Consider the following 7245-nt stretch of genomic DNA (forward strand, 5'->3'; position numbering starts at 1 on the left):
TGCGTCGGATTGTTTCCGCGTGAATTTCGTCACCCCGAAGTAGACGTCGTGTACCCGTGACCATTCTCGGATGCGCGACGGGTTCAGCCCGGCAGCGAGGGCTGTGTCGCGGTCGAAGTCGGCGATGTCCGAAAGCCGGAAGCCGAGAAGGTCTACAAATGCCATGGCATGAACGCTAAGCAACCTCCAAACAACCGACAAGGCCCAACAAAAAATCTGTGGATAACCCACCGACTCATGCCGGAAAGTTATCCACAGATTTTGCTGGGTCTTGACTTTTAGCGTTTGGTCACTTTGCCGGTCAGTTTCGCGAGTGGTGCTGCGAAGGATCCGCGGGCGAGGAACCATCCGAGCGCGGTGACGGCTACGGCGCCGAGGAACACGAGGGTGCCGGTCCAGGAGGTGGAGTCTTGGGCGGCGAACATGGCGTTGAGGTTGGCGCGCAGGCCGGTCGTCGCAACGAGGAAAACGTGGATGACCATGAAGATGAGGAAGTAGATCATGGTGGGGAAGTGCACGGCGCGTGCCCACGCGACGGGCACCCCGTTCCACGTTTTCGGCCACATGGAGCTCATGCGGAAGCCGGATGCGATCGCGAGTGGGGAGGCGATGAATACGGTGGTGAAGTACGCGAGTTCTTGCAGCGCGTTGTAGTGGACCCAGCCGTGTTCGTCGGGCCAGTCGAGTGCGAGGTATTGCAGTCCTGCGGAGATGGCGTTGGGGATGGCATCGAGGCTGGTTGGCACGATGCGGACCCATTGGCCGGTGGCAAACAGTAGGATGTAGAACACTACGCCGAGTGCGACCCATGCGATGTCAAGGGTTTGGTGCAGCCATTGGGTCAAGGAAATCTTTTTGCCGTTGCGTTTCGACGTCCAGTAGCCCGCCGGCCGCTTCTCTCTGCGCACGTCGAGACCAGTCTTGACGATGAGCGCCATCAGGAACATGTTGAAGAAGTGGGCCCAGTTGAGCCAGGCGGGGAAGCCGACGGGGGCGTTGTCGGGTAGTGGCTGCATTCCGTCGTAACGTGCGACGAAGTCGGCGCCGGTGTCGGTGCCGATGAACCAGCGTGCGCCGACGAATGCTGCGATGACCAGTACGAGGGCTGGAATGAGCCATCGCTTATCGACGACCCCACGCCCCGCCGGCACCTCCACCGGCGCAGGCGCTGCGGGCGTTGGGGCTGCCGGTGCTGCCGGAGCCGAATCGGGCTCGGGCGTTGGCGTGGCGTCGGCGGTTGTTGCGGCCGCTGGTGCAGCCGTCGGTGCTGGAGCTGGTGCGGCTTCGGGCTCGGCTGGTGCGGGCACGTGGACAGTACCGGCGGGTGGCCAGGCTTCGCCGCCTGCGACGCGGGGAAGACCGCGGCGCAAGGCAACCTCGACGGTGTTTGCGGGGGCTGCAGCTGGAGATGTGGCCTGATCGGCTGCGTCAGCCGTGCTAGTAGCAGCAGCGTCAGGCTCGCTCGGTGTCGCTGTGGACGGAGCAGCAGCGCCGGCATCCGCGAAGGCAGCGACGGCGGTGGCCGGTGGCCAGGGTTCACCGCCCGGGGTGCGAGGTAGGCCCTGGCGCAAACCGGTGGTCGGCGAGGAAGCAGACACAGTGGCAGGCGCCGCGACAGGCTCAGCGGGGGCGCAGGTGGTCGGGGTGGTGGGGTCGTCGATTAGCGGGGGCCATGGTTCGCCGCCGGGAACACGGGGCAGGCCGCGTCGGAGTTGGGGCATTACTTACGAGCCTCGATCTCGGAGATGATCTGTGGGACGACGTCGAAGAGGTCACCGATGATGCCGAAGTCGGCGATGTCGAAGATGGGGGCATCCTCGTCATTGTTGATGGCGACGATGGTGTCGGCGGTTTGCATGCCCACCAGGTGTTGGACGGCGCCGGAGATGCCGATGCCGATGTAGAGCTTCGGGCTGACCAGCACGCCGGTTTGGCCGATTTGGGCTTCGTAGGCGACTTGGTCTTCGTCGACGGCGGAGCGGGTGGCGCCGACGGCGGCGCCGAGGGCATCCGCAAGCCCGCCGACGAGTTCTTCGAACATGTCGGCGTCGCCGAGCGAGACGCCACCGGCAACGACCTTGTCTGCGGTGAGCAGGTCGGGGCGGGTGGAGGTGCGCTCGACCGGCGTGACGGAGACGACCTCGGCGGTGCGTGCGCCGGAGGTTTCGACGTTGAGGTCGCGCACCTCAGGCGTTGCGACGGCAGCGGCGCGGGTTTCCACAGCACCGGGGCGCACGGTGATGATCGGTGCGGAGTGGGTGGCAGCGGCAGTCGCGGTGTAGGCGCCGCCGAAGTTCTGGTGGTCGGTGACGATGCCTTCTGCGTCTCGACGAACCGCCACCGCGTCGGTCAACAGCGCCTTGCCTGCGCGCACGGCTACACGGCCGGCGGTTTCGCGCCCGCGCACGGTGTGGGAAAACAACACGGCGGCGGGGTTGAGGGTGGTGAGGGCGGTGGTGGTGGCGTCGACAAGTGGGGCGTCGGAAACCAGCACCGTGGCCGCGCCGAGGGTGCTGAGGGCGTCGGCGTGGGTGCGGTCGTCGATAAGAACGATGGGGGTGCCGATTTCGGAGGCCGCGCCGATGAGTTCGGCGGCGTGGGGGTCGAGGCTGCCGTCGTGGGAGCGGTCCGGGACAACGAGAATTTCAGTCATGGGTGCTCCTTAAATGAGGTTTTTGGATTCGAGGAAGTCGACGAGTTTCGCGGCGGCGGTGGAGTTGGCGTCGATGATTTCGCCGCGTTCGCGGGCCGGGCGCTTGTCAATGGCGACCATGATGGCGCGCGGGTGGGTGAAATCTTCCGCGTCGATGTCCAGGTCGGCGAGTGTGAGTGTGTTGAGCTCCTTCTTCTTCGCCGCCATGAGTCCCTTGAAGTTGGGGTAGCGGGGGTCGGCGAACTCGTCGGCAACAGCGACGACGGCTGGGAGGTCGGCGCGCAGTTCGACGACCGCCCCGTCGGAGGCCTGGGTGGCGGTGACGTTTGTGCCGTCGACGGTCAGTTCCGTCAGGTTGGTCAGTACGGGCCAGTTCAGGTGTTCGGCGATCATGGGGGCGATGACGCCGGTGCCACCGTCGGAGGACATGTTGCCCGTAACGACGAGGTCGTAACCGTTCTTGCGAATCAACGCTGCAAGCACCTCGGCGGTGAGGGTGGCGTCGGCGCCGGTCAAGGCGTCGTCGGAAACGATGTAGGCCTCGGTGGCGCCCATGGCGATGCCGCGGCGGATCGAATCGGCAGACGTTTCGGGGCCGACGCTGAGGATTTCGACCACGGTGTCGTCGTCAAGTGCTTCCGCGATGCGTAGCGCTGCTTCGACGGCGCGTTCGCCAACTTCGTCGGCAACAACGTCGCCGGAGCGGTCGGTCAGACCAGTCTCCAGGTTCATTTCGCGGTCGCTGTAGGTGTCCGGCACCTCTTTCAGCAGCACGGCAATACGCACGGCCACTCCTTATAGGTAGGGGGTAGGCAATCGTGCGCAGTCTAGCGCACGGCTAAAAGTCGAATCCCCCGAAGTCGAAGCCGCCGCCGAAGTCACCCATGTCTCCGCCGAAATCGCCACCGCCCATGTCACCCATGTCACCCATATCTCCCATGTCGCCCATGCCTTCGGCGCCAGCAGCGTCGCCGAGACCGCCAGCCTCAAACGCTTCGGGTGCTGCTGCGCCGGACATGCCGGCGAACATGGTGGAGTAGAACATCATCGACGACGCAGCCCACATGCCGGTCATCATCGCTGGGGCCCACCAGGCGGTGGAGTACCAGCCAGCAGGAACGGGGCGGCCTGCGACGGCTCCGCCGGGGTAGTAGTGCGGGGTGGCCTCGGTGGCTACGGGCGATGCGGTAACAACGGTGCCGTCTTCTTGGCGCACGCTGCGTTGTTCAGTCACGCGGCCTGCCTGGCGCTGGCCTTCCAACTCTGGCAGCGCGGGCCCTGCGGGAAGCCCCATGATCTCGCGCGCTGCATTGACGTAGTGCAGGCCCTCGAGCGCGGATTCGCGGGCGAGCATGGCTTGTTTCGGCGTGCGGGCGTCGGCAAGACCTGCGCTTGCGGCGTTGAACCGCTCGGAGGCGTCCGCCATGGCCTGGGTGGAGGCGGCGTCGTTGCCGGAGAGGTTCAGCACCTGCGAGCCGAGTCGGTCGGTCCATCGCTTGGCGTCGGCGTAGGCGTCGTCGAAAGAAATCTGTGCCTGCTGGCGCGATTGCACTTGACGACGACCCCCGCTACCCATCGTGGGCAGCATGATCAACGCACCAATAGCAAAGACGATGAGCAACAGACCGAGCATGGCTCCTCCTAAAATTCGTTGTTGTTTGGTTCAACGGGTGAACCTGCGCTAAAGTTCCGAGCAGCCGTTAAGGCAGCGTTTCTACGCATGGGAATGTCGTATAGTGGCTAATACCTCAGCCTTCCAAGCTGAAGACGCGGGTTCGATTCCCGTCATTCCCTCCACGTCATGAGTCGCGACAATTGGGAAGCCTTGCACCAGAGTGGTTCTAAGCGATTACTCTGGTGCAAGGCTATGTTTGTTTGCGGGATTGTGTTGGGCTGCTTTTCCTGTATTGTGGCGCTATTCCCACAGTTTGGGGTTGCCAGATCGTTGAGCGTCTACCTTCCCTTCGCTCAGGTGTTAGCCTTCCCGCAAGTACTGGGGCTGGTGATACTACTCCTAGGCGGGTGTGCTACCGGTGTCGGTTGGTGGAGGCGATGGCCAAGACTTGCCCTAACTTCTTGTTTAGTGTGGATTGTCGCGGGAGCAGGATTTTTGTTCGCACCGAATGGTATCCCACATCAGGTCAGCGGCCAACAACATTCCACTGTTGCAGAGAGGAACCTGACGGTCGTTACGTTTAATACGGGATCAATGCTGGACACCAGCGATTTCCAACAACTTGTCAGTACATGGGATCCCGACATCATCGTTTTGCCCGAAACGTCCGGCTATGAGCTTCGTGAAGCGATAGAAACGTCAAACTATGACGGCCAGCTCTTTGAAACTCGTAATGATGGTCTTCCGAACACTTATACAGGGCAAATCGCCCCCACGTCAGTCGTAGTACATAAAAGGCTTGGAGCAGCGCACTTTACACGAGGCCCGGTAACATCATTCGGAACAGTTGCCATCGAGTTTGAGGATGCTCGGCTTCCTGTGATTCTAGGGCTACACACAGCACCACCGTTGCCTAGACTTATGAATCAGTGGCGAGATGACATCAATCGTGTCGTTGAGTTTGGGAGCTCGATACAAAAACCGCTTATAATCGCGGGCGACTTTAACGCCACTCTTCGCCACGGACCTCTTGCCACTAGAGGCAGCCTTATTGATTCGCAAGAGCTCTGTTCAACCACCCCCACTGGTACGTGGCCAGCTGGTGCGCCCAACCTTTTAAGATCACCCATCGACCATATCTTCGTAACACAAGGAATAACAGCCCACTCCTGTCAAGTGCAGCAGATTGGTTACTCCGATCACCTCGCTTACAAAACTCAAGTAGCGGTTCAATGAGTGTTTGAGCACTGCTTAGAGTTGATGCCTCTAATCATTTTCGCAGCATAAAACGCGCTTTAAGCGATTCTGAGGGCCTTAGATTCCCGGTGGAAGTTGAGGATTAGTTTTTCTTCCTTTCGACGCTCTGCGGGGTTTGCAGGCCCCGTAGAGGGCATGAAATCTCTAGCGCCTAGGCCATGGGCTGGCGGGCTAGGCCCTCCGCGCGCAAAAATCCCGAATCAAACCCCGGATTGACCTATTAAACCCAGGAAGGAGGTGGACTCGTGGCCAAGGACGGTACCAACCGCGGCGGCAGACGCGTCCGCGCCGGCGCGAAAACCCGATCCCCTCAAGGACAAGCTCGAAGCCGGCAAACCCGCCTCCAGGCTGCTCGAACCCGTCGACCGGGACCCTTTCGGCCTGGACGGTGTGGACATGGGTGAAGGCGCTGTACTCGACGGGAAACTATGCCCGAACCTTCCGCCTATCTGTCCGCGACACAGCGTGATGGTCAGCCGCTGCTGGCTGGGGAGCTCTATCGGGAAACCTGGGCCTGGCTCAACGCACGCGGTGTTGCCTCCTTCGTATCCCCAAGATTGATTGAGGCCTACGCCCAGGCGTTCGCCCGCTACATCCAGTGCGAGGAGACGATTACCAAGTTCGGCCTGCTCGGCACGCACCCAACCACGGGGGCTACGATCGCGTCCCCGTTCGTCGCTATGAGCCAGAGCTTTTCTAAGCAGGCGAATGTGTACTGGTACGAGATCTACGAAATTGTCTGCGCCACCAGCTCCCGTGAGTACGCAGGAGCCAGCCCTGCGGATGAGTTGATGGAGCGCCTGCTCAAATCCCGCTAAACCCACAGACCTGCTGCGCTTCACTCGTCCTTTTGTTGTTGCCCATTCCGGTGAATGCCGGGGTGAGCATTTCTTGCCCGTACCCACTTCCCAGTTGATTGGAGTTCACCCGATGCCCACTGTTCGTACCAGTGAGTCGACCTTTATTGGTCACCCGGACAAGCTCTGCGACCTCATCGCCGGCATCATCCTCGACGACCTGCTCGTCACTGACCCGGCGGCGCGGTGCGCGGTGGAGGTCATGGCGACCAAGGGCCGCATCATCGCCGCAGGCGTTAGCACCTCCCTCGAAGCCCGCGACGGGAATGAATCTGCGTTCGTGCTCACCGGTGCTGGCGACCAGGGCACCGTCTACGGCTACGCCACCGCCGAGACCCGCGAGCGCCTTCCCCTGCTACTCGTGATCGCGCACGACATCTGCAAGCGCCTGGATACCGCACGGGTGGATGGGGTGATCCGGGGTATCGGCTCGGACGGCAAATCCCAAGTCTCCTTGCGTTACGACGATGACGGCCACGCCACCGACGTGGAAGCAGTCGTCGTCTCGATCCAACACACCAAGGACACGGATTTGGAAGAGCTTCGCCGCCAGGTCACGAACCTCATCATCACCTCAGCCTTTGTATCCACCGTGACCACCTTTGGTCCAGGGTAAACGCCGGTTCTGCATGCAGAACCGGTTTTTTCTACCCCGATGTGACCCCGCTTTGATCGCCCGCTACAATGATCAACCTGAACCGCTTGAGTGGTTACTGATTCGGTTCATACCGTGGCGGTTTTGCCGCCTACGGGGCGTGGCGCAGTTTGGTAGCGCACCTGCTTTGGGAGCAGGGGGTCGCAGGTTCAAATCCTGTCGCCCCGACAAAGGCGGGCCCGTTTTGTACGGGCCCGCCACTTATAAG

7 protein-coding genes and 2 tRNA genes are annotated in these 7245 nt (G+C 61.8%); 5 read left to right on the forward strand and 4 right to left on the reverse strand.

All coding sequences use genetic code 11. The features are described from left to right. Nucleotides 1–278: 278 nt before the first annotated feature. The 4 genes from HMPREF3171_RS10390 to HMPREF3171_RS10405 are packed head-to-tail and all read right to left on the reverse strand — an operon-like array spanning nt 279 to nt 4286. Nucleotides 279–1721, reverse strand: coding sequence for a cytochrome b/b6 domain-containing protein (locus HMPREF3171_RS10390; RefSeq protein WP_083292072.1), 1443 nt, complete (start codon nt 1719–1721; stop codon nt 279–281). Then, a complete protein-coding gene (locus HMPREF3171_RS10395; RefSeq protein WP_070453697.1) occupies nt 1721–2653 on the reverse strand; it encodes an electron transfer flavoprotein subunit alpha/FixB family protein in 933 nt (310 codons plus the stop codon). The genes HMPREF3171_RS10390 and HMPREF3171_RS10395 overlap by 1 nt, the downstream gene beginning before the upstream one ends. A 9-nt stretch (nt 2654–2662) precedes the next feature. Further along, on the reverse strand, nt 2663–3439 hold the full coding sequence (locus HMPREF3171_RS10400; protein WP_070484873.1) for an electron transfer flavoprotein subunit beta/FixA family protein: 777 nt from the start codon (nt 3437–3439) through the stop codon (nt 2663–2665). A 52-nt stretch (nt 3440–3491) separates the two neighbouring features. Further along, entirely contained in the window at nt 3492–4286 is a 795-nt protein-coding gene (locus HMPREF3171_RS10405; protein ID WP_070484874.1) for a hypothetical protein, read from the reverse strand. Between the two features lie 89 nt (nt 4287–4375). Here HMPREF3171_RS10405 and HMPREF3171_RS10410 point away from each other — a divergent pair. The 5 genes from HMPREF3171_RS10410 to HMPREF3171_RS10425 all read left to right on the forward strand — a co-directional run bounded on the left by HMPREF3171_RS10410 (nt 4376) and on the right by HMPREF3171_RS10425 (nt 7205). After that, nucleotides 4376–4450: transfer RNA gene (locus HMPREF3171_RS10410), tRNA-Gly, on the forward strand. Between the two features lie 70 nt (nt 4451–4520). Then, the gene (locus HMPREF3171_RS12125; protein WP_256388310.1) at nt 4521–5504 is read left to right on the forward strand and encodes an endonuclease/exonuclease/phosphatase family protein; all 984 of its coding nucleotides are present in this window, start codon (nt 4521–4523) and stop codon (nt 5502–5504) included. Nucleotides 5505–5953: 449 nt separating this feature from the next. Continuing rightward, complete coding sequence (locus HMPREF3171_RS10415) at nt 5954–6343, forward strand: P27 family phage terminase small subunit (RefSeq protein ID WP_246815371.1); 390 nt, start codon at nt 5954–5956, stop codon at nt 6341–6343. A 112-nt stretch (nt 6344–6455) separates the two neighbouring features. Then, nucleotides 6456–6998 carry an S-adenosylmethionine synthetase N-terminal domain-containing protein gene (locus HMPREF3171_RS10420; protein ID WP_070484875.1) on the forward strand — a complete coding sequence of 181 codons (543 nt, stop codon included), beginning with the start codon at nt 6456–6458 and terminating at the stop codon, nt 6996–6998. A gap of 133 nt (nt 6999–7131) precedes the next feature. Continuing rightward, nucleotides 7132–7205, forward strand: a tRNA-Pro gene (locus HMPREF3171_RS10425). Nucleotides 7206–7245: the final 40 nt, after the last annotated feature.

Origin of the sequence: Corynebacterium sp. HMSC08F01 (assembly GCF_001807545.1) — a bacterium.
GTDB lineage: Bacteria > Actinomycetota > Actinomycetes > Mycobacteriales > Mycobacteriaceae > Corynebacterium > Corynebacterium coyleae.

Bases quoted from the DNA above. Each gene is read 5' to 3' on its own strand.
- HMPREF3171_RS10390 (WP_083292072.1), bottom strand. From the start codon at position 1,721: ATGCCCCAACTCCGACGCGGCCTGCCCCGTGTTCCCGGCGGCGAACCA.
- HMPREF3171_RS10395 (WP_070453697.1), bottom strand. From the start codon at position 2,653: ATGACTGAAATTCTCGTTGTCCCGGACCGCTCCCACGACGGCAGCCTC.
- HMPREF3171_RS10405 (WP_070484874.1), bottom strand. From the start codon at position 4,286: ATGCTCGGTCTGTTGCTCATCGTCTTTGCTATTGGTGCGTTGATCATG.
- HMPREF3171_RS12125 (WP_256388310.1), top strand. From the start codon at position 4,521: ATGTTTGTTTGCGGGATTGTGTTGGGCTGCTTTTCCTGTATTGTGGCG.
- HMPREF3171_RS10415 (WP_246815371.1), top strand. From the start codon at position 5,954: ATGCCCGAACCTTCCGCCTATCTGTCCGCGACACAGCGTGATGGTCAG.
- HMPREF3171_RS10420 (WP_070484875.1), top strand. From the start codon at position 6,456: ATGCCCACTGTTCGTACCAGTGAGTCGACCTTTATTGGTCACCCGGAC.